The organism is Streptomyces sp. NPDC002835, from assembly GCF_053591995.1.
In genome coordinates, this window is sequence record NZ_JBSFUW010000012.1 from 91,098 (window position 1) to 114,559 (window position 23,462).

21 protein-coding genes and 1 pseudogene are annotated in these 23,462 nt (G+C 71.5%); 10 read left to right on the forward strand and 12 right to left on the reverse strand.

Translation table 11 applies throughout. From position 1 onward, the window contains the following. Window positions 1-121 precede the first annotated feature (121 nt). On the reverse strand, window positions 122-2,230 hold the full coding sequence (locus ACWD01_RS15735) for an ATP-binding protein (protein ID WP_451162058.1): 2,109 nt from the start codon (window positions 2,228-2,230) through the stop codon (window positions 122-124). Window positions 2,231-2,741: 511 nt separating this feature from the next. Here ACWD01_RS15735 and gabT point away from each other — a divergent pair. Then, the gene (gene gabT / locus ACWD01_RS15740) at window positions 2,742-4,076 is read left to right on the forward strand and encodes a 4-aminobutyrate--2-oxoglutarate transaminase (RefSeq protein ID WP_451162060.1); all 1,335 of its coding nucleotides are present in this window, start codon (window positions 2,742-2,744) and stop codon (window positions 4,074-4,076) included. Window positions 4,077-4,178: 102 nt separating this feature from the next. Continuing rightward, window positions 4,179-5,009, forward strand: a complete 831-nt coding sequence (locus tag ACWD01_RS15745) for a phosphatase PAP2 family protein (RefSeq protein ID WP_451162062.1) — start codon at window positions 4,179-4,181, stop codon at window positions 5,007-5,009. A gap of 74 nt (window positions 5,010-5,083) precedes the next feature. Here ACWD01_RS15745 and ACWD01_RS15750 read toward each other — a convergent pair. The 7 genes and pseudogenes from ACWD01_RS15750 to ACWD01_RS15780 all read right to left on the reverse strand — a co-directional run. Continuing rightward, window positions 5,084-5,293, reverse strand: a pseudogene (locus tag ACWD01_RS15750) (hypothetical protein); the annotation flags it as partial. A gap of 129 nt (window positions 5,294-5,422) precedes the next feature. After that, a complete protein-coding gene (locus tag ACWD01_RS15755; protein WP_451162064.1) occupies window positions 5,423-6,835 on the reverse strand; it encodes an NAD(P)/FAD-dependent oxidoreductase in 1,413 nt (470 codons plus the stop codon). 18 nt (window positions 6,836-6,853) lie between these two features. Beyond that, the gene (locus tag ACWD01_RS15760) at window positions 6,854-7,651 is read right to left on the reverse strand and encodes an ABC transporter permease (RefSeq protein ID WP_356895690.1); all 798 of its coding nucleotides are present in this window, start codon (window positions 7,649-7,651) and stop codon (window positions 6,854-6,856) included. Further along, window positions 7,651-8,580: an ABC transporter permease gene (locus ACWD01_RS15765; protein ID WP_451162066.1), complete on the reverse strand. Its 930-nt coding sequence runs from the start codon at window positions 8,578-8,580 to the stop codon at window positions 7,651-7,653. The genes ACWD01_RS15760 and ACWD01_RS15765 overlap by 1 nt, the downstream gene beginning before the upstream one ends. Then, a complete protein-coding gene (locus ACWD01_RS15770) occupies window positions 8,577-9,728 on the reverse strand; it encodes an ABC transporter ATP-binding protein (RefSeq protein ID WP_451162068.1) in 1,152 nt (383 codons plus the stop codon). Before ACWD01_RS15770 ends, ACWD01_RS15765 begins: the two co-directional genes overlap by 4 nt. 37 nt (window positions 9,729-9,765) lie before the next feature. Next, window positions 9,766-11,013 carry a polyamine ABC transporter substrate-binding protein gene (locus tag ACWD01_RS15775; protein WP_451162070.1) on the reverse strand — a complete coding sequence of 416 codons (1,248 nt, stop codon included), beginning with the start codon at window positions 11,011-11,013 and terminating at the stop codon, window positions 9,766-9,768. A gap of 48 nt (window positions 11,014-11,061) precedes the next feature. Beyond that, the gene (locus tag ACWD01_RS15780; RefSeq protein ID WP_451162072.1) at window positions 11,062-12,576 is read right to left on the reverse strand and encodes a gamma-aminobutyraldehyde dehydrogenase; all 1,515 of its coding nucleotides are present in this window, start codon (window positions 12,574-12,576) and stop codon (window positions 11,062-11,064) included. 176 nt (window positions 12,577-12,752) lie between these two features. Between ACWD01_RS15780 and ACWD01_RS15785 the strand changes: the two genes are divergently transcribed. Beyond that, a complete protein-coding gene (locus tag ACWD01_RS15785; protein ID WP_451162074.1) occupies window positions 12,753-13,301 on the forward strand; it encodes an NADAR family protein in 549 nt (182 codons plus the stop codon). Here ACWD01_RS15785 and ACWD01_RS15790 read toward each other — a convergent pair. Further along, window positions 13,298-13,996, reverse strand: a complete 699-nt coding sequence (locus ACWD01_RS15790; protein ID WP_451162076.1) for a DUF4190 domain-containing protein — start codon at window positions 13,994-13,996, stop codon at window positions 13,298-13,300. The genes ACWD01_RS15785 and ACWD01_RS15790 overlap by 4 nt on opposite strands. Window positions 13,997-14,142: 146 nt before the next feature. On the opposite strand from ACWD01_RS15790, the gene ACWD01_RS15795 reads away from it, so the two are divergent. The 3 genes from ACWD01_RS15795 to ACWD01_RS15805 are packed head-to-tail and all read left to right on the forward strand — an operon-like array spanning window position 14,143 to window position 16,647. After that, window positions 14,143-15,168, forward strand: coding sequence for an adenosine deaminase (locus ACWD01_RS15795; RefSeq protein ID WP_451162078.1), 1,026 nt, complete (start codon window positions 14,143-14,145; stop codon window positions 15,166-15,168). A 1-nt stretch (window position 15,169) separates the two neighbouring features. Then, on the forward strand, window positions 15,170-15,877 hold the full coding sequence (locus ACWD01_RS15800) for a glycerophosphodiester phosphodiesterase (RefSeq protein ID WP_451162080.1): 708 nt from the start codon (window positions 15,170-15,172) through the stop codon (window positions 15,875-15,877). Window positions 15,878-15,897: 20 nt separating this feature from the next. Beyond that, window positions 15,898-16,647: an SAM-dependent methyltransferase gene (locus ACWD01_RS15805; RefSeq protein ID WP_451162246.1), complete on the forward strand. Its 750-nt coding sequence runs from the start codon at window positions 15,898-15,900 to the stop codon at window positions 16,645-16,647. Between the two features lie 25 nt (window positions 16,648-16,672). Here ACWD01_RS15805 and ACWD01_RS15810 read toward each other — a convergent pair whose 3' ends face one another. From ACWD01_RS15810 to ACWD01_RS15820, 3 genes are all read right to left on the reverse strand, one after another. Further along, window positions 16,673-17,212: a hypothetical protein gene (locus ACWD01_RS15810; protein WP_451162082.1), complete on the reverse strand. Its 540-nt coding sequence runs from the start codon at window positions 17,210-17,212 to the stop codon at window positions 16,673-16,675. 42 nt (window positions 17,213-17,254) lie between these two features. Then, window positions 17,255-17,791 carry an HXXEE domain-containing protein gene (locus ACWD01_RS15815; protein WP_451162084.1) on the reverse strand — a complete coding sequence of 179 codons (537 nt, stop codon included), beginning with the start codon at window positions 17,789-17,791 and terminating at the stop codon, window positions 17,255-17,257. A 128-nt stretch (window positions 17,792-17,919) separates the two neighbouring features. After that, window positions 17,920-19,359 (reverse strand): gamma-aminobutyraldehyde dehydrogenase, encoded by a 1,440-nt coding sequence (locus ACWD01_RS15820; protein ID WP_451162248.1) that lies wholly within the window; start codon window positions 19,357-19,359, stop codon window positions 17,920-17,922. 164 nt (window positions 19,360-19,523) lie between these two features. On the opposite strand from ACWD01_RS15820, the gene ACWD01_RS15825 reads away from it, so the two are divergent. From ACWD01_RS15825 to ACWD01_RS15840, 4 genes are all read left to right on the forward strand, one after another. After that, the gene (locus tag ACWD01_RS15825) at window positions 19,524-20,039 is read left to right on the forward strand and encodes an Lrp/AsnC family transcriptional regulator (RefSeq protein ID WP_451162250.1); all 516 of its coding nucleotides are present in this window, start codon (window positions 19,524-19,526) and stop codon (window positions 20,037-20,039) included. Further along, window positions 20,024-21,412, forward strand: a complete 1,389-nt coding sequence (locus tag ACWD01_RS15830; protein ID WP_451162086.1) for an aspartate aminotransferase family protein — start codon at window positions 20,024-20,026, stop codon at window positions 21,410-21,412. The genes ACWD01_RS15825 and ACWD01_RS15830 overlap by 16 nt, the downstream gene beginning before the upstream one ends. Window positions 21,413-21,621: 209 nt before the next feature. Further along, the gene (locus ACWD01_RS15835; protein WP_451162252.1) at window positions 21,622-22,353 is read left to right on the forward strand and encodes an ABC transporter ATP-binding protein; all 732 of its coding nucleotides are present in this window, start codon (window positions 21,622-21,624) and stop codon (window positions 22,351-22,353) included. Beyond that, a complete protein-coding gene (locus tag ACWD01_RS15840; RefSeq protein ID WP_451162088.1) occupies window positions 22,335-23,444 on the forward strand; it encodes a hypothetical protein in 1,110 nt (369 codons plus the stop codon). The genes ACWD01_RS15835 and ACWD01_RS15840 overlap by 19 nt, the downstream gene beginning before the upstream one ends. Window positions 23,445-23,462 lie beyond the last annotated feature (18 nt).

Sequence of the window (23,462 nt, forward strand, 5' to 3'; positions counted from 1 at the left end):
GCCCTTCGAGGCAGGGGACGGCGGGTGCGGATTTCGCCGTCCCGTATGAACGGCATACCTCGATTCTGCCAGGGTGTCGCAGTGCCGGTTTCCCGCGGCGTCCGCGCACCGTCCCGGCGGCTCAGGTCCGCAGATCGACCAGCAGCGGCGGCGCGTGCTCGCCCCGTACGGTCGTCAGCGACAGCACGGCGTGACCGGCGGGCACGGCGTGGGCCAGGTCCGACGCCGACCAGCGGGCGCGTTCCACCTCCCGTACGGTGACCGCTTCCGCGGTGGGCGCCCTGCCGGTGACCAGGCGGCGCATCATGTGCAGTGCCTTGGTGAGCGGCTCGTCCGAGATGATCTGCCGGTTGGTGACGTCCCGGGTCTGGACCCACTCGGTGCCCCAGCTCTCCGCGAACCGGCCGCCGTCCCACGGGGCCAGCCCCGCGAACGCCATCCGGCAGCCGACCGAGCCGAGCAGCGGACCGCGCAGCGGCTCCGGCACGTCCTCCAGGGTGCGCAGCGCGAGGACGACCCCGGCATGTGCGGAACGCAGCCGCTGCAGCGCGCGCACCGAGTCGGCGGTCACCGTGCTGGTCGCGTCGTCGAGCACCAGGCAGGCGAAGAGCGAGCGGTCGGAGCGGGTGAGCGCGGCCTCGGTGAACTGGGCGAGCACCAGCCGGGCGATGATCCGCGACGCCTCCGCGTGGCCGCGCTCGGGCAGGTCCACCCGGACCCGCATGGGGTGCTCGATGGCCCGCAGGGAGAACGTCCGCCCGCCGCCGTCCGTACGGAAGGACCCGGCGAACGCGGGCCGGTCGAGGAAGGCGATCCGCTCGGACAGCAGCACCCCGATGTCGTCGCCGCGGGCCGACTGCCGTTCCCTGGCGTCCAGTTCGCGCAGTTGCGACGCCTCGCCCGCCTCCTCCAGGGCCGTCCGCAGCGCCCTGAGCGCGGCGGGTGCGCCGCCGAGCAGTTCCCGCAGCTCGGGGACGGCCGGGAAGTGTCCGTGCACGCACCGGTAGGGCCCGACCAGCTGGGCCAGCGCGGTCGCCGCCCGCCGGCTGTCCCCGCCCGGCAGCCCGGCGGAAAGATCCCCGACGAGCGCCTCCGCGAGCACCCGGGCGGCCTCGTCGGGGTCCTCCGCGCCGCCGTACAGGTCGAGGTCGTGCGTGTTCCCCGGCTGCCCCACGGCGATCACCAGGTCGAAGTCCCCGTCGGGGACGACCGCGTTGCCGTGGGCGGTCACGGCGACGACGGCGGCGCGGTTGGCGAGCGCCAGCAGACACAGGGACTCGATCACCGGCCGCACGAGCCGCACGCTCTTGCCCGAGCCGGACGGGCCGACGGCCAGCAGCGACGTGCCCAGCAGGGCCGGCTCCAACGCGACACCTGTGGTGCGGCGGGCATACGGATTGCGTCCGTCGTCGACGACGGTGCCGATCTTGACCTGCCCGGTGGCCAGATCGTGCGTCGCGGTCCGCACCGGCAGGTCCCGCAGCCCCGACGGGTGCGCGCAGGCGGCGGGCCCGTGCCGGCGCACGGTGTCCACGAAGGCGGCGAGCCGCTCCGGCCGGGCGTGCACGCCCTGCCAGGCGCGGCGGATCCGCGCGTAGTCCACGTCCCCGAGGCTCCCGGCCCGCGCCGCCTCCGCGAGCCGCCCGGCCACCTCCCCGAGCCCCGCGGCACGCAACTCGGGCCAGTCGGCGGGGTCGGCGTCCGGCGCCGGGGGCGGCACGGGGGCGGGCTTGTCCCGGCGCACCACGTAACGCCGCCAGATCTCCGGCACGTTGCCGATCCGCGCGAAGAACACGAGCATGCCGCCGCCGATGATCGCGTAGTACACGTAGCTGGCGTTGCCCCATGTCGTCGCGTCGTCGCGCCACGAGTCGGGGGTGAGCACGAGCAGCGGCCAGAGCCAGTAGCGGCCGAGATAGCCGTTCCACAGCAGCGACCAGAGCAGCCAGCCGGTGAGCAGCGAGATCAGCGCGCCGGAGATCAGCCGCCGCGCCGGGACCAGCTCGGGCTCCTCCTCGGGCCGCGCCCGGTGCCCGAACCGCCAGACGCCGGGCTCCGCCTGGGGGCGCGGCGTCCGCAGCCAGTCGAGCACGGCGGGACGCGTCGACGGCGCGTGGCCCGGCAGCGCGGGAGCGCCGGGCGGCACGGACGGCTCCGCCGGTGGACCGGCAGGACGTGGCACGCGATCGGCGTGCGTACCCCGTGCGTCGAATGTGCCTTCGGATTCCATGAAACCGCTGCCCCCTGACCAGCCAGGCCCCGCATCGTGCACGGTCAATCTAGTGCGTAAGCCCTTGGGCGGGCGGCAGACCGGTTCACGTTTCCGGGCGTGGCCGGCCAGGCCCCGGCCCGGGCCCGGCCCTGGCGGGTCCCGAGTACGCGCCCGGCCCTGGCCCGGTCCGGGTGCTTGGGCGTCCGGGTGCCACTCCGGTGGTCATGTCCGGGATCCCCCCTCCGGAGGCCCCGACCCCCGCACCACCCACCGGCGCAGCGCGCCCGCCCCGGGGGACGCCGCGCCCACCGACCCGACCCATCACCGGGCCCGCCCGCCCCCGGGGGCACCGCGCCCACCGGACAGGGCCGGCCCGCCCCGGGAAGCGGCGCCCCGCCGACCCCGTATGGCCGTCGCGGACAACGACGCACCCGCAACACTCCCGATCGGCGCATGCCCGGCGTCGTGCCCCGCGCCTAGCCTGCGGAGAAAGACATCAAGCGTCCGGATACACCCCCAGGAGCCCCGCATGACCGCTATCCCGCAGGAGCGCCGCGTCGTCACCGCCATCCCCGGTCCGAAGTCGATCGAGCTGCAGGCCCGCCGTACCGCGACGGTCGCCGGTGGTGTGGGGTCCGTGCTGCCCGTGTTCACGGCGCGGGCCGGCGGCGGGATCATCGAGGACGTCGACGGCAACCGTCTGATCGACTTCGGTTCGGGCATCGCCGTGACGTCGGTCGGCGCGTCCGCCGAGGCCGTCGTGCGCCGGGCCGGCGCCCAGCTGCAGAACTTCACGCACACGTGCTTCATGGTGACCCCGTACGAGGGCTACGTGGAGGTGTGCGAGCGGCTCGCCGAGCTGACGCCGGGCGACCACGCCAAGAAGTCGGCGCTGTTCAACAGCGGCGCGGAGGCCGTCGAGAACGCGGTCAAAATCGCGCGGGCGCACACCAGGCGCCAGGCGGTCGTGGTGTTCGACCACGGCTACCACGGCCGCACGAACCTCACGATGGCGCTGACGGCGAAGAACATGCCGTACAAGCACGGCTTCGGGCCGTTCGCGCCCGAGGTGTACCGCGTGCCGGTGGCGTACGGCTACCGCTGGCCGACCGGCCCGGAGAACTGCGGCCCGGAGGCCGCGGCCCAGGCGATCGACCAGATCACCAAGCAGATCGGCCCGGAGAACGTCGCCGCGATCATCATCGAGCCGGTGCTCGGCGAGGGCGGCTTCATCGAGCCGGCGAAGGGCTTCCTGCCGGCGGTGGTGAAGTTCGCGAACGACAACGGGATCGTGTTCGTCGCCGACGAGATCCAGTCCGGTTTCTGCCGCACCGGCCAGTGGTTCGCCTGTGAGGACGAGGGCATCGTCCCGGACCTGATCACCACGGCGAAGGGCATCGCCGGCGGTCTGCCGCTCGCCGCGGTGACCGGCCGCGCCGAGATCATGGACGCGGCGCACGCGGGCGGCCTGGGCGGCACGTACGGCGGCAACCCGGTGGCGTGCGCCGGTGCGCTCGGCTCGATCGAGACGATGAAGGAGCTCGACCTCAACGCCAGGGCGAAGCGCATCGAGGAGGTCATGAAGGGCCGCCTGGCCGCGATGCAGGAGAAGTACGAGATCGTCGGTGACATCCGCGGCCGCGGTGCGATGGTCGCGATCGAGCTGGTGAAGGACCCGGCGACGAAGGAGCCGAACCCGGAGGCGGCCGGCGCGCTGGCCAAGGCGTGCCACGCGGAGGGCCTGCTCGTTCTCACCTGCGGCACGTACGGCAATGTGCTGCGTTTCCTCCCGCCGCTGGTAATCGGCGAGGACCTGCTGAACGAGGGTCTCGACATCCTCGAGCAGGCGTTCGCCCGCGTCTGACCGGCGGCGAAGGCAGCGCTCTGTGAAGAAGCTGTGGGGGGCCGATGGCGGGATGGAATTCCGGCTGTCGGTCCCCTTCCCGCTGGCGTACGGTTTCCGCAGATGAGAGAAACACCCCGCTCGCAGGAGACTGCGGGCGATTCCAGGCCGGAGCCTCCCCAGCCCCGACCTGGTCGTGCCCTCGCGCACACCACTGGAGCTTCAGGCTCCGGAACTCCTCACCGATCGGATGGCCGCCCGCCCCAAACCCCCCGGGGCGCGCGGCAAACCGGTCCGGCCGGCCACCTCGGAACAACCCCCCCTGTTCCGAGGCGGCCGGCCTCTCGGCGTTCCCGCACCGCCGTCGGCCTGTGCGTGGTGCTCTTCGTGTCGGTCACCTGGCAGGTGGCGGTCGAGGGGCCGTTGTTGACCGCGGACGTGGCGCTGGGCCGGGCCCTGTTCGGCGCCGGGCCGGCCGCCGTCACCGAACTGTTCGCGGATCTCGGGAACATGGCTGTCGCGCTGCCCGTGCTGGCCGCGGCGGTCGGATACGTCCTGGTGCGTGACCGGCGGCAGTGGCGGGCGGCGCTGACTGCCGTGGCCGTGATGGCGGCGGTGCCCGCGCTCGTCGTTCCGCTGAAGCTGCTGGTCGCGCGCCCGGCCCCGCTGGAGCCGGGCACCGGCTGGTATCCGTCGGGTCACACGGCGACGGCGATGGTCGCGTACGGCACGGCGGCGTTGCTGGTCACGCCGTATCTGCGGCGGAGGTGGGCGATGCCCGTCGCCGTGGTGCTGACGGTGGCGACGGGCATCGGCCTGGTGCTGCGCGGCTATCACTGGCCGCTGGACGTGGTGGGCAGTCTCTGTCTGTTCGGGGCGCTGCTGCCCTTCGTCGGGGTCGGCGTCAGCGCCACGCGTAGGCGTCCAAGTTCTTCGAGAACGCGTACTGGTTGAAGCGGTCCCAGTTGGTGACTCCTCCACCCCCTGAAGGGGGTGGCTTCTCGCTATGCCGGTTGGGCTTCGCGACGGACCGGGCCGGGCCGGTCGACCAGCCGGGTCAGCACGTCCAGGGTGGGATAGGCCAGTTCGCCGGGGAGGATCAGCACGTCCCAGCGCCGGCCGGCGGGCAGGAGGGCGATCCCGTGCTGGTTCCGTTCCCACTCCCGCCGGCAGGCGTCCGGGTCCGGCGCCACCGCCGCCAGCCATTCCATCGCGATCCTTGCCCCCGAGCCGCGCATGTCATGATCTCCGTCCCGTGTGCAGTGGTTCCACACGGAAGAGAGAGCGTGGCGGCGCCGTCCTATGACGCGACTTCGGGGCTCTGTTCACGCGACTTCGGCCGGCGGCGGACAGCACCGGCCCGCAACTCAGCTGTCGAAGCCGAGACCGAGGCGGTCCATCGTCCGCAGCCACAGATTGCGCCGGCCGCCGTTGGCGTCCGCCCTGGCCATGGACCACTTGGTGAGACCGATACCGGCCCAGGCCACCGGCTCCGGCGGGAACGGCAGCGGCTTGCTGCGGACCATCTCGAGCTCCGTCCGCTCGGTCCGTTCGCCGGACAGCAGGTCGAGCATCACGTCGGCGCCGAACCGGGTCGCGCCGACGCCCAGGCCCGTGAAGCCGGCCGCGTAGGCGACCTTGCCGGCGTGCGCGGTGCCGAAGAAGGCGGAGAAGCGCGTACAGGTGTCGATGGCGCCGCCCCAGGCGTGGCTGAAGCGGAGCCCTTCGAGCTGGGGGAAGCAGCGGAAGAAGTGCGACGCGAGCTTGAGATACGTCTCGGGCCGGTGGTCCATCTCGGCACTGACCCTGCCGCCGAAGGGGTAGACCGCGTCGTAGCCGCCCCACAGGATGCGGTGGTCGGCGGTGATGCGGAAGTAGTGGAACTGGTTGGCGCTGTCGCCGAGTCCCTGCCGGCGTTTCCAGCCCACGGAGGCGAGTTGGGCGGCGCTGAGCGGCTCGGTCATCAGGGCGTAGTCGTAGACGGGGACGGTGTAGGCGCGCACGCGCCGGATCAGCGACGGGAAGACGTTGGTGCCCAGCGCGACCCGGTGGGCGAGGACCCGGCCGTACGGGGTGGGCACGACCACCCCGGGGCCACTGGCGGCGAGCCGCAGGCCGGGAGTGTTCTCGTAGATGCGGACGCCGAGGTCGAGGCAGGTCTGCTTCAGACCCCAGGCCAGCTTCGCCGGGTGCAGCATCGCGACGCCCTGCCGGTCCCAGAGTCCGCCGAGGAAGGTCGGCGAGTCGACCTCGGCCCGTACGGCGTCCGCGTCGAGGAGTTCGAGGCCGGTGAAGCCGAGCCGGGTGGCCTGTTCGTGCGTTTCGTGGAGTTCGGCGAGCTGGTGGGGCTCGGTGGCGACGTCGATCTCGCCGGTGCGTTCGAAGTCGCAGTCGATTCCGTAGCGCGCGACGGTCTCCTCGATGGCGCCGAGGTTGCGCGCGCCGAGCTCCTCCAGCTTCGCCAGCTCGTCCGGCCAGCGGGCGAGGCCGTTGCCCAGGCCGTGGGTGAGGGAGGCGGCGCAGAAGCCGCCGTTGCGGCCGGAGGCGGCCCAGCCCGCCTCCCGGCCCTCGATCAGGACGACGTCCCGCGCGGGGTCGCGTTCCTTGGCGAGCAGCGCGGTCCACAGACCGCTGTAGCCGCCGCCGACGACGAGGAGGTCGCACCGCTCGTCGCCGGTGAGGGCGGGCTGCGGGTCGGGCTTGCCCGGGTCCTCGAGCCAGAAGGGCGCCGGCCGGGCGTCGGAGAGTGATCGGGCCGTGCTCATGGCTGCTGGGGCCATGGTTCCCACTCCTTCGTGCTACTGCGAAAGGGCGCGTTTCCTGCGGCGGTCGGTGACGATCTGGGCGCCGGCCACGATCAGCACGGCGACGGCGAACATGGCCGTGCCGATGACGTTGATCTGGACGGGGGTGCCGCGCTGGGCCGAACCCCACACGAACATGGGGAAGGTGACGGTGCTGCCCGAGTTGAAGTTGGTGATGATGAAGTCGTCGAAGGACAGGGCGAAGGCCAGCATCGCGCCCGCCGCGATGCCGGGGGCGGCGATCGGGAGGGTGACGCGCAGGAAGGTCTGCACCGGCCCGGCGTACAGGTCGCGCGCCGCTTCCTCCAGCTTCGGGTCCATCGACATGACGCGTGCCTTCACCGCCACCACGACGAAGCTCAGGCAGAACATGGTGTGGGCGATGAGGATGGTCCAGAAGCCCAGCTCCGCGCCCATGTTGAGGAAGAGGGTGAGCAGCGAGGCGGCCATGACCACCTCGGGCATCGCCATCGGCAGGAAGATCAGCGAGTTGATCGTGCCGCGGGCCCGGAAGCGGTAGCGGACCAGCGCGAAGGCGATCATCCCGCCGAGGACGGTGGCCCCGATCGTCGCCCAGAGGGCGATCTGCAGGGACAGCGTGAGTGAGCCGCAGAGATCGGCGACTCCGCACGGGTCGCGCCACGCGTCGGTGGAGAACTCCCGCCAGGCGTAGTTGAAGCGCCCGGCCGGCTTGTTGAAGGAGAACACCATCACGACGATGTTCGGCAGGATCAGATAGGCCAGCGTGAGCAGGCCCGCGATGACCACGAGGTTGCGCTTGAGCCATGGCATCAGACCAGGTCCTCCGTTCCGGCCCGGCGGATGTAGACGGTCACGGTGAGCAGGACGGCCGCCATCAGGATGAACGACAGCGCCGCCGCCGTCGGGTAGTCGAGGACGCGCAGGAACTGCGACTGGATGACGTTTCCGATCATGCGGGTGTCGGTGGAGCCCAGCAGCTGGGCGTTGACGTAGTCGCCGCTCGCCGGGATGAACGTCAGCAGCGTCCCGGAGACCACGCCCGGCATGGACAGCGGCAGGGTCACCTTGCGGAAGGTGGTGGACGGCGTGGCGTACAGGTCGCCGGCCGCCTCGTGGAGCCGGGGGTCGATCCGCTCGAGCGAGGTGTAGAGCGGCAGGATCATGAACGGCAGGAAGTTGTACGTCAGACCGGTGACCACCGCGAGCGGCGTGGCGAGCACCCGGTCGCCGGCGGTCATGCCGAGCCAGCCGGTGACGTCGAGGAAGCCGACCGTGTTGAGGACGTCGACCACGGGACCGCCGTCCGCGAGGATCGTCTTCCAGGCGAGCGTGCGGATCAGGAAGCTGGTGAAGAAGGGGGCGATGACCAGCACCAGCAGCACATTGCGCCAGCGGCCGGCCCGGAACGCGATCAGATACGCCAGCGGGTAGCCGAGCATCAGGCACAGGACGGTGGCGGTGCCCGCGTAGAGCAGCGAGCGCAGGAACTGCGGGTAGTACTCGCTCAGGGCGTCCCAGTAGGTGGCGAAGTGCCAGGTGACCTCGTAGCCCTCTTCCAGGGAGCCCGTCTGCACGGACGTCGACGCCTGGTAGACGAGGGGCAGCGCGAAGAAGACGACGAGCCACAGGATGCCGGGCAGCAGCAGCCAGTACGGGACCAGTCTGCGGCGCACCGGGGTCCGGTGGACGGGTGGCTCGGCCGGTGCGGGGGTGGTGGGCGGCGCCTCGGTGACGGTCATGCCGTCTCCCCCACGGTCTCCACACCGGCGTCGATGGCCTGGGCGGCGTCCAGACCGAAGGTGTGTTCCGGGTTCCAGTGCAGGACGACCTCCGCGCCGGGTTCGAGGCCGGCCCGGTGCTCGACGTTCTGTGCGTAGACCTCGAGTCCCTTGCCGGCGGGGCTCTCCACGACGTACTGGGTGGAGACGCCGATGAAGGAGGAGTCGAGGATGCGGCCGGTGACGGAGTTGCGGCCGGCGGGGACGGCGTCCGCGTCGGCTGCCGGGGTGAGGGAGATCTTCTCCGGCCGGATGCCGACGAGGAGTTTGCCGCCGGTGGGGGTTTCGTCGGGGCAGCGTCCGGCCGGCAGCCGGAGCTTGCCGCCGCCGGCGGTGACGACGACCTCGCCGCCGGAGTTCTGGACGACCTCGGCCTCGATCAGGTTGGAGGTGCCGAGGAAGTTGGCGACGAACGTGGTCCGCGGGTTCTCGTACAGCTCCGCGGGCGCGCCGAGCTGCTCGACCCTGCCCCCGTTCATCACGGCGACCGTGTCGGCCATGGTCATGGCCTCCTCCTGGTCGTGGGTGACGTGCACGAAGGTGATGCCGACCTCGGTCTGGATGCGCTTGAGCTCGAGCTGCATCTGGCGGCGCAGTTTGAGGTCGAGGGCGCCCAGCGGTTCGTCGAGCAGCAGGACCTGCGGGTGGTTGATGAGGGCGCGGGCGACGGCGACGCGCTGCTGCTGGCCGCCGGAGAGCTGGTGGGGCTTGCGCCGGGCGAAGTCGCCGAGCTGGACGAGCTCCAGCATGTCGTCGACCTGCTTCTTCACTGACTTGACGCCGCGGCGGCGCAGACCGAAGGCGACGTTGTCGTAGATGTTCAGATGGGGGAAGAGCGCGTAGCTCTGGAAGACCGTGTTGACGGGGCGTTTGTGCGGCGGGAGGGCGGTGACGTCCTTGTCGCCGAGCCGGACGGTGCCCGTCGTGGGGTCCTCCAGTCCGGCGATCATCCGCAGCGTGGTGGTCTTGCCGCAGCCGGAGGCGCCGAGCAGGGCGAAGAACGAGCCCTGCGGGACGGTCAGGTCCAGTGGGTGGACGGCCGTGAAGGAGCCGTAGGTCTTGCTGATCCCGGAGAGGCGGACGTCGCCGCCCGCTTGCTTGTCAGTCATGGGTCGCGATCCCAGGTGTCTCGGGGGAAGGGGACGGTCAGGCGCCGATGAGCTTGGCGAACTTCTCCTCGTACGCCGTCTCTTCCTTGGCGGAGAGCGAGCGGAACGAGTGGGACTTGGCTGCCATGGCCTCGTCGGGGATGATCAGCGGGTTCTCTGCCAGCTCGGGGTCGATCTTGGCGAGTTCGGCGCCGACTCCGGCGACCGGACACACGTAGTTGATGTACGCGGCGAGCTGCGCGGCGACGGGCAGCTCGTAGTAGTAGTCGATCAGCCGGGTGGCGTTCTCGCGGTGCCTGGCCTGCGCCGGGACCAGCAGGTTGTCGGTGGCCGTGACGTAACCGGCGGCGGGGATGGCGTACTTGATGTCCGGGTTGTCGGCCTGGAGCTGGATGACGTCACCGGCCCAGGCGAGGCAGGCGGCGATGTCGCCCTTGGCCAGGTCCGCCGTGTAGTCGTTGCCGGTGAAGCGGCGGATCTGCTTCTTGTCGACGCCCTTCTGCAGCCGGCCGACGGCGGCGTCGAAGTCGGCGTCGGTGAAGGTGGCGGGGTCCTTGCCCTGGTCGAGCATGGTCATGCCGACCGTGTCACGCATCTCGGTGAGGAACCCGACCCGGCCCTTGAGCGTCGGGTCGTCGAGGAGCTGGGTGACGGAGTCGACCTTCCGTCCACGGGTCGCCTTGGCGTTGTAGGCGATGACGCACGGGATGCCGGTCCACGGGTACGAGTAGGCCCGGCCCGGGTCCCAGTCCACGGTGCGGAACTGGGAGGAGAGGTTGGCGTAGGCGTGCGGCAACAGCGAGGGGTCGAGCTTCTGCGCCCAGCCGAGCCGGATCATCCGGGCGGCCAGCCAGTCGGTGACGTTGATCAGGTCGCGGCCGGTGTCCTGGCCGGCCGCGAGCTGCGGCTGGATCTTGCCGAAGAACTCGACGTTGTCGTTGATGTCCTCGGTGTACTTGACCTTGATCCCGGTGCGTTTGGTGAACGCCGCGAGGGTGGGGCGGCTCTTGCCGTCCTCGCTGGTGTCCATGTACTCGGTCCAGTTGGAGAAGTTGACCAGTTTCTCCTTGTCCGAGTGGTCGTCGGCGTCGGCCGCCCCGCCCTCCCGCTTGGCGGGCGGGATGCCGCAGCCGCTCAGGATTCCCGCGCCGCCGACGGCGAACACGCCGGCGCCCGAGGCGCGCAGCAGCGAGCGGCGGGACAGCGCCCCGCGTCCGCTGGTCATGCTGCGCCGCACGGCCGCCAGCTGGGCCGCTGAGAGGCGCTCGGTCTCGTACTGCTCCATGACGCTCTGCCCTTTCGGGTGGATGGCCGCCGAAGGCGCGGCCGCCGGCTATCGGCCTTGGAAGATGGTGCGGTGCCAGTCCTTGCGGACGATGGCGGTGTTGTCGTACATCACGTGCTTGACCTGGGTGTACTCCTCGAAGGAGTACGCCGACATGTCCTTTCCGAAGCCACTGGCCCGGTATCCGCCGTGCGGCATCTCGCTGATGATCGGGATGTGGTCGTTGACCCACACGCAGCCGGCCCTGATGTCGCGGGTGGCGCGCCCGGCCCGGTAGACGTCCCTGGTCCAGGCGGAGGCGGCCAGTCCGTAGGGCGTGTCGTTGGCGAGCGCGATGCCCTCGTCGTCGGTGTCGAAGGGCAGCACGACGAGGACGGGCCCGAAGATCTCGGACTGCACGATCTCGCTGTCCTGCGCGGCGCCGGTGACGAGGGTGGGCCGGTAGAAGGCGCCCTCCTTGAGGTCGCCCCGGGGCGCCTCGCCGCCGGTGACGACGGTGGCGTAGCCGCGGGCCCGGTCGACGAAACCGGCGACGCGGTCGCGCTGCGCATGGGAGACGAGCGGGCCGAGGTCGGTGGCCGGGTCGAACGGGTCGCCGAGCCGGACCGTCGCCATCAGGTCGGCGACGGCGCCGACGAAGGCGTCGTACAGGGGCCGCTGGACGTAGGCGCGGGTGGCGGCGGTGCAGTCCTGGCCGGTGTTGATCAGCGATCCGGCGACGGCCCCGTGCGCGGCGGCCTCGAGGTCGGCGTCGTCGAAGACCACGAAGGGGGCCTTGCCGCCGAGTTCCAGGTGGAGGCGTTTGACGGTCTCCGTGGCGACGCGTGCGACGCGTTTGCCGACGGCGGTCGAGCCGGTGAACGAGGTCATGGCGATGTCCGGGTGGCCGACGAGGTGTTCGCCGGCGTCCCTGCCCGCGCCGCTGACGATGTTGACGACGCCGTCGGGGATGCCCGCCTCGGTGGCCGCCTGGGCGAACATCAGCGAGGTGAGCGGGGTGATCTCGGCGGGCTTGAGGACGATGGTGTTGCCGGCGGCGATGGCCGGCAGGACCTTCCACGCGGCCATCTGGAGCGGGTAGTTCCAGGGGGCGATGGAGCCGACCGTGCCGATCGGCTCCCGCCGTACGTACGAGGTGTGGTCCGCGCTGTACTCGCCGGCGGACTGCCCCTGGAGGTGGCGGGCCGCACCGGCGAAGAAGGCGGTGTTGTCGACGCTGCCGGGAACGTCGAACTCGGTGGTCAGCCGCAGCGGCTTGCCGCACTGGAGCGATTCGGCGCCGGCGAAGTCGTCGGCCTGGTCGGCGAGGACCCCCGCGAAGCGGTGCAGGGCGTCGGAGCGCTCGGCCGGAGTGGCTCCGGCCCAGCCGGGCAGCGCGTCGCGGGCGGCGGTGACGGCCGCGTCCACGTCCGCGGTGCCGGCCAGTTCGTAGGTGTGGACCGTCTCGCCCGTGGCCGGGTCGACGATGTCCTGCGTGCGTCCCGAGGTGCCGGGGCGCAGCCTGCCGCCGATGTACTGCGCGCCGGCCGCGAAGCGGTCCTGTGTCCGGTAGCGGTTGCCCATAGCGCTCTCCGTAGTCCCAGCTCGAATTGAGTGCCGATCCTGACAGAGGGTGACCCGCGCAACAAGGGATTCCGTTGTTGCCATTTGATTACGCGACGGAATCGGTCGACCATGTGTCGCGTCGACGCGCCTTCGGCAGGACGAGGTGTCAGTGGCGGCTGCCACACTCGTGTGTCATGGGGATCGACGAGCTGATCAGGCGGACGGCCGAGGGGCAGCGGGTGAAGTACCTGCACTTCTGGGGCCACCGGGCGCGCCGGGACGGCACTCTGGGTGCGGGTTGCCTCAGTCAGTGGTGGCCGTCGCCGTTCGAGGTGGACGGCGTGCGGTACGAGACGGCGGAGCACTGGATGATGGCGGCCAAGGCCCGGCTGTTCGGCGACGCCGAGGCGGAGCGGGCGGCGCTTTCCGCGCGGACGCCGGCGGAGGCCAAGAAGGCGGGGCGGCTGGTGCGCGGCTTCGACGACTCCATATGGGAGCGCGAGCGGTTCGCCGTCGTGCGGGCGGGCAGTGTGCACAAGTTCGGGCAGGACGCGGCGCTGCGCGACTTCCTGCTGGCCACGGGGGACCGGGTGCTCGTCGAGGCCAGTCCCATGGACCGCGTGTGGGGCATCGGACTGGCCTCGGACGACGAGCGGGCGCAGGACCCGGCGCGCTGGCGCGGGCTGAACCTGCTGGGATTCGCGCTGATGGAGGCGCGCGAGGAGCTGCGGGGCGGTGTCTAGCGGGTGACGTCCACGACCAGGTAGTTCGAGTAGCTGTCGTAGTCGTAGTCGTCGTTCTTCTTTTCCTCGTTGATCGCCGTGGTGATGCCCCAGGCGAGCAGCGCGATGACGACGGCCCCGATGACGATGCCGCACACCCCGAGGATGATGCCCGCCAGCGCCATGCCGCCGTTGGTGGCCTCGCCCCGCTGGGCGCGCTTGCGGCCGAGGATGCCGAAGATCAGCGCGAGGACGCCGAGGACGACGGCGACGATGCCGTAGAGACAGAAGAGGCAGACGGAGAGGATGCCGAGCACCATCGCGGTGATGCCCATGCCGTTGGCCGGCTGCTGCTGCCACCCGGCGGTCTGGCCGTAGCCGGGGTAGCCCGGGTAGCCCGCGCCGTACGGGTCGGGGGCGCCGTAGCCGCCGGTGGCCGGCGGCTGCGGCATGCCCGGCGCGGCCGGGTAGCCGTAGGCGCCCGCGGGGGGCTGGGCCGGGGCCGGGCCGCCGGGTGCGACGGGCGGCGGCGGTACCGAGCCGGTGCCGTCGGCGCCCGGCATCGAGATGACCGTCTGCTGGTCGTGCACGCTCGGCGGCGGGGTCGCCGCCGGCTTGTCCAGGGGGACGCCGCCGGCTGCGCTGCTGTTCTCCGGCGGAGCCCACGGGTCGTGCGGCTGCGGCCCGCCGGGCGGCTGGGCCTGGTTGTCGGACATGCTTCTCCCCCATCGGTGGTCCGGCCATGTTACGGCCTTGGCCTCACGCTCCGGAGGGCCGCCTACGATGATCCCCGGGCAGAGCACCGCCCGGCACCCAGGACCTGCCCGTGCGCAGGAGCGGCACGTCCCACTTGGAGGAACCGATGACCGATCTGCACCCCTTCATCGCAGGGCTGCCCAAGGCCGAACTGCATGTGCACCATGTCGGTTCCGCCTCTCCTCGGATCGTCGCCGAACTCGCGGCGAACCACCCGGACTCGAAGGTGCCGGCCGACCCCGAGGCGCTCGCGGAGTACTTCACGTTCACCGACTTCGCGCACTTCATCGAGGTCTATCTGACGGTCGTGGACCTGATCCGCACCCCGGAGGACGTGCGGCTGCTGACCTTCGAGGTCGCCCGGGACATGGCGCGGCAGAACATCCGGTACTCCGAACTGACCATCACGCCCTTCAGTTCCACCCGCCGCGGCATCGACGAGAAGGCCTTCATGGCCGCCGTCGAGGACGCCCGCCGGGCGGCGGAGACCGAGCTCGGGGTGGTCCTGCGCTGGTGCTTCGACATCCCCGGCGAGGCCGGTCTCGAGGCCGCGGAGGAGACCGCCCGGCTCGCGGTCGACCTGCGCCCCGAGGGCCTGGTCTCGTTCGGCCTCGGCGGCCCGGAGATCGGCGTCCCGCGCCCCCAGTTCAAGCCGTACTTCGACCGCGCGATCGCCGCCGGACTGCACTCGGTGCCGCACGCCGGCGAGACGACCGGCCCGCAGACCGTCTGGGACGCGCTGAACGAGCTGGGCGCCGAGCGCATCGGGCACGGCACCACCTCGGTGCAGGACCCCCGGCTGCTGGCGTATCTCGCCGAGCACCGCATCCCGCTGGAGGTGTGCCCCACCTCCAACATCGCCACCCGTGCGGTCGCCCGCCTCGACGAGCACCCGATCAGGGAGATGGTCGCCGCCGGTGTCCTGGTGACGATCAACAGCGACGACCCGCCGATGTTCGGCACCGACCTCAACAACGAGTACGCGGTCGCCGCCCGTCTGCTGGAGCTGGACGAGCGGGGCGTCGCCGCCCTCGCGAAGAACGCGGTGGAGGCGTCGTTCCTCGACCCGGCCGGCAAGGCGCGGATCGCCGCGGAGATCGACACGTACACCGACGAGTGGCTCGCCCGCTGACATGCGCGCGGTGGCGGTGGTCGCCCACCGGGGCGACCCGTACCGGTTCCGGGAGAACACCCTGCCGTCGCTGCGCTCGGCCCTCGAACGCGGCGGGGACGCGGTCGAGATCGATGTGCGGCTCACCCGCGACGGCGTGCCCGTGCTGCTGCACGACGCGACGCTCAAGCGGCTGTGGGGGCATGACCGGCCGCTGGCACGGCTCACGAAGGCCGAGGTCGACTCCCTCACCCACGGCGGTGTGCCGACGCTGCGCGAGGCGCTGACCGTACTCGGCGGGCACCGGCTGATGATCGATCTGCCGGGCGCGACACCGGAGTCGGTGCGCGAGGTGGTGGACACCGTCCGCGACTGTGGCGCCGGGGAGCACGTCTACTACTGCGCGGGCCCGGCGACAATGCTGGCGGTGCGGGCGGCCGACGCCTCGGCGGAGATCGCCATGACCTGGACGACGCTCGCCCCGCCGCGTCCCGCGCTGCTGGAGGCCGTGGGACCGCGCTGGCTCAACTACCGATTCGGCCTGGTGGGGCCCGAGTTGGCGGACCGGGTGCACCGGGACGGTCTGCTGCTCTCCGCGTGGACGGCGGACACCCGTCGTACGATGCGGCGACTGATCGGCTGCGGCGTCGACTCGATCACCACGAACCGGGTCGACGCCCTCAGGGCCGTCCTGGACGACTCGCGCTCCCCGAAGGGACCTCGCAGGTGACAGACCGGATCCGCACCGACATGGCGCACAACGCCCGCGTCTGGAACTACTGGCTGGGCGGCAAGGACAACTACGCGGTGGACCAGGAGGTCGGCGCGCAGGTCGCCGGCATGTTCCCGAGCATCGCCGAAGTGGCCCGCGCCGACCGGGCGTTCCTCGGCCGGTCCGTGTCGTACCTGGCGGGCGAGGCGGGGATCGGGCAGTTCCTCGACATCGGCACGGGCCTGCCGACCGCCGACAACACGCACGAGGTGGCGCAGCGCATCGCACCCGACGCACGGATCGTCTACGTGGACAACGACCCGATCGTGCTGACCCACGCGCGCGCCCTGCTGGCGGGCACGCCGGAGGGTGTCACGGAGTACGTGGACGCGGACGCCCACGACCCCGACAGCATCCTGCGTTCCGCCGCCCGGACGCTCGACCTGAGCCGCCCCGTCGCCGTGATGATGCTCGGCATTCTGAACTTCGTGCTCGACACCGACAAGGCCCGCTCCATCGTCCGGACACTGATGGACGCGCTGCCGTCCGGCAGTCATCTGGTCCTCACCCACCCCACGCTGGAGCTCGGCGGCGAGGGCAACGCGGACGCGATGGCGTTCTGGAACGAGAACGCGACCCCGCCCATCACCGCCCGCAGCCGCGCTGAGTTCGCCTCCTTCCTCGACGGTCTGGAGATCGTCGAGCCGGGCATCGTCTCGTGCGCGCGCTGGGGCGCGCCCGAGGCGGCGGAGGTGGCGCAGTTCGGCGCGGTGGGCCGCAAGCCGTAGCCGCCCGCCCGTCGGCCGACGATGTTCAGGCCGCCGACGGCGCCGGTTCCCGTGCGGGGGCCGACGTTGTCAGCGCCTCGAGGCGCTTGATCCTGCGGCGGACGAGGTACAGCGGGATCACGCCGAAGACGCCGAAGGACATGTCGATCACCGACCACCAGAACGGGATGCCCCGGATCGGGCCGCAGATCAGGGCGAGCGGAATGATCCCGGCGCAGGCGATCATGCCGAACTCCACGACCCAGACGTTGCGGACGGGATCGCGGTACGGCCCGTAGAAGGCGACGGCGATCACCAGGTGGGCGAAGGCGAGCCAGTCCGTGCCGTAGAGCACGAAGGGGTACTTCTCCTCGGTGGCCTCGAGCCCCTCCCGTACCCGCTCGATCCACTCCATGGCGGCGGGCAGTTGCTCGGGGACGGGCGAGGCGGCGGACTTCAGCAGGCCCTCCAGCCACCGCATCTCCGTCACCAGCGGAAAGGCGGTCACCCCACTGAGCACCAGACACACCACGAAGAAGCCCAACCACACACGTATCCCCCGCAAGAGGGCTGCTCTCTCGCTCATACGGGCAGCCTACGGCAGAAGTGAACATGTTCAAAACTTGGTTCACAGCTGCCGGACGCCGCTGATCCGCCGGGCGACCAGGTGGGCGACGGCGGTCGCGCCCGCGGCCGCCGCCAGTCCCGCCGCGACGTCGCGTGCGCGGGCGGGCCGCAGCACCCCGGCACGCCGCAGCCGCCCCCTGGCCCAGAGCGCGAACGGCACCACGATCAGCGGCGAGGTCACCGAGCCGGGGGTGTAGCCGCGCACGGCGGCCGCCTGGGCGATGTGGACCAGGCCGTGCAGCCCGAAACCGTCTACCGCGCCCTGATAGAAGGCCGACCGGCCGCCGCTGCGGTGCCCGGCCACGGACGCGGCACCGACCATCAGCGCCATCGCACCCACCGCCGCGGCGAATTCGCGCTCGTCGACCGTCTCCGCGGCCCGCCACAGCCGCTCGGGGACCTGCGGGAACCGTTCCCGGAGCACGGGGACGTTTCGTCGTAGCCACCGCGGCCCGGTGGCCAGTTCCTCCAGGTCGTGCAGCGCCCAGGCGGCAAGCAGGCCGTAGGTGACAGTCGCGTTCATCCGGTCGTCGCTCATGATCCCCAGTCTGCGCCGGGGAGTTGACGGAGCGGCGCCTTCCCGCCACCGGTCCCGGGAACGGCTGCGCGCCCGGTGCACAGGGCACCGGGCGCGCAGCGTCTCCCTTCCGGGAGAAGGGGACGGGGTCAGCCGTCGAGGGACGTCATCACGTGCTTGACGCGCGTGTAGTCGTCGAAGCCGTACGCCGAGAGGTCCTTGCCGTAGCCGGACTTCTTGAAGCCGCCGTGCGGCATCTCCGCCACCAGCGGGATGTGGGTGTTGATCCAGACGCAGCCGAAGTCGAGGGACTTGGACATGCGCATCGCCCGCGCGTGGTCCTTGGTCCACACCGAGGACGCCAGCGCGTACTCCACGCCGTTCGCCCACTCGAGGGCCTGCGCCTCGTCGGTGAAGGACTGGACGGTGATGACCGGGCCGAAGACCTCGTTCTGGATGATCTCGTCGTCCTGCTTGAGGCCGGAGACGACGGTCGGGGCGTAGAAGAAGCCCTTGTCGCCGACGCGCTGACCGCCGGCCTCGACCTTGGCGTGCGCCGGCAGCCGGTCGATGAAGCCGGTGACCTGCTTCAGCTGGTTGGCGTTGTTCAGCGGGCCGTAGAGCACGTCCTCGTCGTCCGGGGCGCCCGTCTTCGTCTCCGCCGCGGCCTTGGCCAGCGCGGACACGAACTCGTCATGGATCGACTCGTGCACCAGCACCCGGGTCGCCGCGGTGCAGTCCTGCCCGGCGTTGAAGAAGCCGGCCACGGAGATGTCCTCGACAGCCTTGGCGATGTCGGTGTCCTCGAAGACCACGACCGGCGCCTTGCCGCCGAGCTCCAGGTGGACGCGCTTGACGTCCTTGGCCGCGGACGCCGCGACCTGGATGCCCGCGCGTACGGAACCGGTGATGGAGGCCATCGCGGGGGTCGGGTGCTCGACCATCGTGCGGCCGGTGTCGCGGTCGCCGCAGACGACGTTGAAGACGCCCTTGGGCGCGATCGCGCCGATGATCTCGGCCATCAGCACGGTCGACGCCGGCGTGGTGTCCGACGGCTTCAGCACGACGGTGTTGCCCGCGGCGAGCGCCGGGGCGAACTTCCAGACGGCCATCATCATCGGGTAGTTCCACGGCGCGACCTGCGCGCAGACGCCGACCGGCTCGCGCCGGACGATGGAGGTCAGGCCCTCCATGTACTCGCCCGCGGAGCGGCCCTCCAGCATGCGCGCGGCGCCCGCGAAGAAGCGGATCTGGTCCACCATCGGCGGGATCTCTTCGGTGCGGGTCAGCCCGATCGGCTTGCCCGTGTTCTCCGACTCGGCCGCGATCAGGTCCTCGGCCCGCTCCTCGAACGCGTCGGCGATCTTGAGCAGCACCTTCTGGCGCTCGGCGGGCGTGGTGTCGCGCCAGGCGGGGAAGGCGGCCGCGGCAGCGTCCATGGCGGCGTCGACGTCGGCCTGGCCGGAGAGCGGCGACGTGGCGTACACCTCGCCGGTGACGGGGTTGACGATGTCGATCGTCCGGCCGTCGGCGGCGTCCTTGAACTCCCCGTTGATGTAGTTGCGCAGTCGACGCAGCTCGGTGGTCACTGTTGCCACCCCTCCTGTCGTGTCCGATGGGTGAGACACCCCACCCTAATCGCTCCGCTGAGCTTTTCAACAGGCCCACCACGCTCCAACTTCGGATTCAGTGAAGTTTGACCCTCGCAACAACGAATTTCATCGCTCTGGGCTTGCCAGACAGACGAGTCGCGGTGCACAGTGTGGTCGTGGCCAGTCGTAGCGCAGACCCCAGGAACACGACCGTGAGCGGTTCGTCGACCCCGACGATCGACGCGGTCTCCCTCGCGATCATCGAACAGCTCCAGGAGGACGGTCGCCGTCCGTACGCCGCGATCGGCAAGGCCGTCGGCCTGTCCGAAGCGGCCGTGCGGCAGCGCGTCCAGAAGCTGCTCGACCAGGGCGTCATGCAGATCGTCGCCGTCACCGACCCGCTCACCGTGGGCCTGCGACGCCAGGCGATGGTCGGCATCACGGTCGAGGGCGACGTCGATCCCGTGGCGGACGCGCTGACGGCCATGGCCGAGTGCGAGTACGTGGTGATGACCGCGGGCTCCTTCGACCTGATGGTGGAGATCGTCTGCGAGGACGACGACCACCTCCTCGAAGTGATCAACAAACGGATCCGCGCGCTCCCCGGCGTGCGCTCCACCGAGAGCTTCGTCTACCTCAAGCTCAAGAAGCAGACCTATATGTGGGGAACCCGATAGCCGTGAGCCAGGACCGCAGCGACCTGTCAAAGTCCGCCTACGACCACCTGTGGATGCACTTCACCCGCATGTCGTCGTACGAGCACGCACCCGTGCCCACCATCGTGCGTGGCGAGGGCACCTACATCTACGACGACAAGGGCAAGCGCTACCTCGACGGCCTCTCCGGCCTCTTCGTGGTCAACGCGGGCCACGGCCGGCACGAGCTCGCGGAGACCGCCTACAAGCAGGCGCAGGAGCTCGCGTTCTTCCCCATCTGGTCCTACGCGCACCCCAAGGCGGTCGAGCTCGCGGAGCGTCTCGCCCACCACGCGCCGGGCGACCTGAACAAGGTCTTCTTCACCACCGGCGGCGGCGAGGCCGTCGAGACCGCCTGGAAGCTCGCCAAGCAGTACTTCAAGCTGCAGGGCAAGCCGACCAAGTACAAGGTCATCTCGCGCGCGGTCGCCTACCACGGCACCCCGCAGGGCGCCCTGTCCATCACCGGCCTGCCGGCCCTCAAGGCCCCCTTCGAGCCGCTGGTCCCCGGCGCGCACAAGGTGCCGAACACCAACATCTACCGCGCCCAGATCTACGGCGACGACCCCGAGGCCTTCGGCCGCTGGGCCGCCGACCAGATCGAGCAGCAGATCCTCTTCGAGGGCCCGGAGACCGTCGCCGCGGTCTTCCTCGAGCCGGTGCAGAACGCCGGCGGCTGCTTCCCGCCGCCGCCCGGGTACTTCCGCCGGGTCCGCGAGATCTGCGACCAGTACGACGTGCTGCTCGTCTCCGACGAGGTCATCTGCGCCTTCGGCCGGCTCGGCACGATGTTCGCCTGCGACAAGTTCGACTACGTGCCGGACATGATCACCTGCGCCAAGGGCATGACCTCCGGCTACTCCCCGATCGGCGCCTGCATCGTCTCCGACCGCCTCGCGGAGCCGTTCTACAAGGGCGACAACACCTTCCTGCACGGCTACACCTTCGGCGGCCACCCGGTCTCCGCGGCCGTGGGCCTCGCCAACCTCGACATCTTCGAGCGCGAGGGCCTCAACCAGCACGTCCTCGACAACGAGGGCAACTTCCTCTCCACGCTGCAGAAGCTGCACGACCTGCCGATCGTCGGCGACGTCCGCGGCAACGGCTTCTTCTACGGCATCGAGCTGGTGAAGGACAAGGTCACCAAGGAGTCGTTCAACGACGAGGAGACCGAGCGGGTCCTGTACGGCTTCCTCTCCAAGGCGCTGTACGACAACGGCCTGTACTGCCGGGCCGACGACCGTGGCGACCCGGTCGTCCAGCTCGCGCCGCCGCTGATCTCCGACCAGTCGACGTTCGACGAGATCGAGCAGATCCTGCGCGGCGTCCTCGCCGAGGCGTGGACCAAGCTCTAGCCCCGCCGGGGCCGGACCCGTCCGGCTCCACCCCGCTCTCCCCCGGCCGCGGCCCGGGTGCCTCCATCCGAGTGAGATGGACCGCGCCCGGGCCGCGTGCTTCCCCGGAGCCCGGCGGTGACTCCTTAGCGTGCCCAGTGACCGATCGGCCCTGTCTTCGTTCCCCCGTACGGGGGGCCGGATATGTGATCAGAACCGAGGTGTACGTCATGGTGGCCCCGCCGGACAACGATGTGATCTGGGCTCGCTCCCTGCACCACGCCCACCGCGGCTCCCCGGCCCTCGTCGGCGTGTCGCTGGGCGTGCGGGACGGCGAGATCCTCGCCGTGCACGGTGCGCGCGGCAGCGGCAAGACCACGCTCCTGCAGTGCCTGTCCGGGCGGCTCGTGCCGCAGCAGGGCGAGGTGTGGTTCAACAGCACACCCGTGCACACCATGCCGCCGATGGTGCGCGAGCGGCTGCGGCGTGACCGTTTCGGCTGGATCGACCCCGAGCCGACGCTCGTACCGGAACTGAAGGCCTGGGAGAACGCAGCCCTGCCCCTGCTGCTCGCGGGCGTCTCCCGGCGGGCCGCGAAGACGACGGCGATGGAGTGGATGGAGCGGCTGGACATCGGCCCCTGCGCGAGCAAGCGCCCCCGCGCGCTGCTCCGGGCCGAGCAGCAGCGCGTCGCCGTCGCGCGGGCCCTGGTCACCACCCCGTCCGTACTCTTCGCCGACGAGCCGACGGCCCCGCTGCACAGCATCGACCGGGCGCACGTCCTGCGTACGCTCGCCGCCGCCGTCCGCTCGCACCGGATCACCATGGTCATCGCCACGCACGACCTGGACGTCGCGGCGCTCGCCGACCGTACGATCACGCTCGCCGACGGGCGGCGCGTGGGCTCCCTGGCAGGAGCGGACGCGGAAGGCCGGGCCGCCGCGTGCTCGCTCTCCGTCTAGCCCGCGGGGCGCATCCGCTGGTACTCCTGCGCCGTCTGGTGGTGGCGGGGGCATCGGCGGGTGTCGGCTTCCTGCTGCTGTGCACGCTGATGTACGCGCTGTCGCACCCCGGCGACCCCGCCGCCGTGATGCGCCTGCTGTGGTGCGGCCTGCCGCTCGCCGCGACGGTGTACCTCGCGGTGGCCGTGGCCCGTACGGACCCGGGGACGCGGCCGCGGCCCGGCCTGTCCGCCGTCGGGCTCGGGCCCGTCCGCCTCACCGCGCTCGCCGTCGCGTCCACCGCACTGTCCTGCACGCTCGGCAGCATGGTCGCGCTGCTGTTCTTCCTGCATCTGCGGGGCGACCTGTCGGGGCTGCCGTTCGACGGGGCCGCGGCCGAACTCCTCGCCGCGGACCTGCCGCTGCCGCTGCCCGCCGCGCTCACACTCCTGGCACTCGTGCCGCTGCTGGCCACCGCGGCCGCCGCGGTGGTCCTGCGGCCGGGCGCCACGTCGCCCGACGCCGGGGAGCCGGACGCCACCCCGGCCGGGCTGCCCTGGGGCGTCGCGCTCGTCGCGGTCGGCCTGGCCGTCGAGACGTACACGAGCGCCGTCCGCGCCGACGGGCGGCCGGCCGGAGTGCTGGCGGGCTGGACGCTCACGGCCCTCGGCCTCTGGCTCGCCGGCCCGGCCGTCACCCACCTCTGCGGCCGCCTCCTCCAGTCCACCCGCCCCGGCGCGACCCGCCTGCTGGCCGGCCGCCTCCTCATGCACGAGTCCCGGCGCATCGGCCGCCCGCTCGGCGTGCTCTGCGCGGTGGCCTCGGGCGCGGTCGCGACCACGGCGGCGTACGGTTCCGCCCCGCGGCCCTGGGGCCCGATGACGGCGCTCGGCGCGACGCTCGTCGTCGCCTGCACGACGGCGGCGCTCCTGACGTCCGCCCTCGACGTCAGGGCGGCCCGCGCCGAGACCACGACGACGCTGGACACGCTGGGCGCGCCGGCGACGCTCCTGCGGCAGGCGGCGGCGCTGCGGGCGGGCGTCCTCGTGACGGTCTTCGTCCCGCTGACCCTCACGGTGGGGGCGCTGGCGGCGGCGCCGCTGACGCGCTGAACCGTTTCGGCCGAACCG

Excerpts from the sequence above, each read along its gene's own strand:
- ACWD01_RS15780 (WP_451162072.1), bottom strand. The coding sequence starts at position 12,576 with ATGGGCAACCGCTACCGGACACAGGACCGCTTCGCGGCCGGCGCGCAG.
- ACWD01_RS15735 (WP_451162058.1), bottom strand. The coding sequence starts at position 2,230 with ATGGAATCCGAAGGCACATTCGACGCACGGGGTACGCACGCCGATCGC.
- ACWD01_RS15745 (WP_451162062.1), top strand. The coding sequence starts at position 4,179 with ATGAGAGAAACACCCCGCTCGCAGGAGACTGCGGGCGATTCCAGGCCG.
- ACWD01_RS15810 (WP_451162082.1), bottom strand. The coding sequence starts at position 17,212 with ATGAGCGAGAGAGCAGCCCTCTTGCGGGGGATACGTGTGTGGTTGGGC.
- ACWD01_RS15765 (WP_451162066.1), bottom strand. The coding sequence starts at position 8,580 with ATGACCGTCACCGAGGCGCCGCCCACCACCCCCGCACCGGCCGAGCCA.
- gabT (WP_451162060.1), top strand. The coding sequence starts at position 2,742 with ATGACCGCTATCCCGCAGGAGCGCCGCGTCGTCACCGCCATCCCCGGT.
- ACWD01_RS15760 (WP_356895690.1), bottom strand. The coding sequence starts at position 7,651 with ATGCCATGGCTCAAGCGCAACCTCGTGGTCATCGCGGGCCTGCTCACG.
- ACWD01_RS15755 (WP_451162064.1), bottom strand. The coding sequence starts at position 6,835 with ATGGCCCCAGCAGCCATGAGCACGGCCCGATCACTCTCCGACGCCCGG.
- ACWD01_RS15835 (WP_451162252.1), top strand. The coding sequence starts at position 21,622 with ATGGTGGCCCCGCCGGACAACGATGTGATCTGGGCTCGCTCCCTGCAC.
- ACWD01_RS15785 (WP_451162074.1), top strand. The coding sequence starts at position 12,753 with ATGGGGATCGACGAGCTGATCAGGCGGACGGCCGAGGGGCAGCGGGTG.
- ACWD01_RS15790 (WP_451162076.1), bottom strand. The coding sequence starts at position 13,996 with ATGTCCGACAACCAGGCCCAGCCGCCCGGCGGGCCGCAGCCGCACGAC.
- ACWD01_RS15805 (WP_451162246.1), top strand. The coding sequence starts at position 15,898 with ATGGCGCACAACGCCCGCGTCTGGAACTACTGGCTGGGCGGCAAGGAC.
- ACWD01_RS15795 (WP_451162078.1), top strand. The coding sequence starts at position 14,143 with ATGACCGATCTGCACCCCTTCATCGCAGGGCTGCCCAAGGCCGAACTG.
- ACWD01_RS15800 (WP_451162080.1), top strand. The coding sequence starts at position 15,170 with ATGCGCGCGGTGGCGGTGGTCGCCCACCGGGGCGACCCGTACCGGTTC.
- ACWD01_RS15815 (WP_451162084.1), bottom strand. The coding sequence starts at position 17,791 with ATGAGCGACGACCGGATGAACGCGACTGTCACCTACGGCCTGCTTGCC.
- ACWD01_RS15770 (WP_451162068.1), bottom strand. The coding sequence starts at position 9,728 with ATGACTGACAAGCAAGCGGGCGGCGACGTCCGCCTCTCCGGGATCAGC.
- ACWD01_RS15775 (WP_451162070.1), bottom strand. The coding sequence starts at position 11,013 with ATGGAGCAGTACGAGACCGAGCGCCTCTCAGCGGCCCAGCTGGCGGCC.